Source organism: Synechococcus sp. CCY9201 (genome assembly GCF_034931105.1).
Lineage (GTDB): Bacteria > Cyanobacteriota > Cyanobacteriia > PCC-6307 > Cyanobiaceae > CBW1002.
Genome location: NZ_JAYGIC010000021.1, coordinates 1 through 1268 on the forward strand (window position 1 = coordinate 1; position 1268 = coordinate 1268).

Annotated in this window: 2 protein-coding genes; both read right to left on the bottom strand. The window is 62.0% G+C overall.

Annotated features, from left to right (window positions below):
- Positions 1-2: 2 nt before the first annotated feature.
- Positions 3-1082: a photosystem II q(b) protein gene (gene psbA, locus VB716_RS01835; RefSeq protein ID WP_197156957.1), complete on the bottom strand. Its 1080-nt coding sequence runs from the start codon at positions 1080-1082 to the stop codon at positions 3-5.
- On the bottom strand, positions 1079-1268 hold a 190-nt coding region (locus tag VB716_RS01840; protein ID WP_323269576.1), incomplete at its 5' end, for a hypothetical protein. The genes psbA and VB716_RS01840, both read right to left, overlap by 4 nt.

The window sequence follows — 1268 nt, forward strand, 5'->3', positions numbered from 1 at the left end:
CCTCAGCCGATCGAAGGAGCCATCAGAGCCACGGGGGTGGCTTCAGCGGCGGCCAGATCGAGCGGGAAGTTGTGAGCGTTGCGCTCGTGCATCACTTCCATGCCCAGACCAGCGCGGTTCAGCACATCAGCCCAGGTATTTACCACACGGCCCTGGCCGTCGAGGATCGACTGGTTGAAGTTGAAGCCGTTCAGGTTGAAGGCCATCGTGCTCACGCCCAGGGCGGTGAACCAGATGCCGACCACAGGCCAGGCAGCCAGGAAGAAGTGGAGGCTGCGGCTGTTGTTGAAGGAGGCGTATTGGAAGATCAGGCGACCGAAGTAACCGTGGGCAGCCACGATGTTGTAGGTCTCTTCTTCCTGGCCGAACTTATAGCCGTAGTTCTGGCTCTCGCTCTCGGTGGTTTCACGCACCAGTGACGAGGTCACCAGAGAGCCGTGCATGGCGGAGAACAGGCTGCCGCCGAACACACCGGCCACACCCAGCATGTGGAAGGGGTGCATCAGGATGTTGTGCTCAGCCTGGAACACCAGCATGTAGTTGAAGGTGCCCGAGATGCCGAGGGGCATGCCGTCAGAGAAGGAACCCTGACCGAAGGGGTAGATCAGGAACACGGCGCTGGCAGCGGCCACGGGGGCGCTGTAGGCGACGCAGATCCAGGGGCGCATGCCGAGGCGGTAGGACAGTTCCCACTCGCGGCCCATGTAGGCGAAGACGCCGATCAGGAAGTGGAACACCACCAGCTGGTAAGGACCGCCGTTGTACAGCCACTCGTCGAGGCTGGCGGCTTCCCAGATCGGGTAGAAGTGCAGGCCGATGGCGTTGCTGGAGGGAACAACGGCACCGGAGATGATGTTGTTGCCGTAGATCAGGCTGCCGGCAACGGGCTCACGGATGCCGTCGATGTCGACGGGGGGAGCGGCGATGAAGGCAACGATGAAGCAGATGGTGGCGCTCAGCAGCGTCGGGATCATCAGCACACCGAACCAGCCCACATAGAGGCGGTTGTTGGTGGAGGTGACCCACTCGCAGAACTGATTCCACGCAGAAGCGCCTTGGCGCTGCTGGAGAGTGGTGGTCATGAGAACAGGGGTTGGTAATCCAGGGCCCGCAGGCTCCGGAAGAGGTATGGACGGGGATCCGCTGAGGGAAACCCCTCCACGGCGGTGCTCCGCCTGTAGTGACCGTAACGGAATGTTGCGGTTCTGTAAAGGGGGTTCATGAAGTTTCTGGGATGGGCGGCTTCCCCTCCCTCTGCCCCTGGGCTG

Excerpts from the sequence above, each read along its gene's own strand:
- psbA (WP_197156957.1), bottom strand. The coding sequence starts at position 1,082 with ATGACCACCACTCTCCAGCAGCGCCAAGGCGCTTCTGCGTGGAATCAG.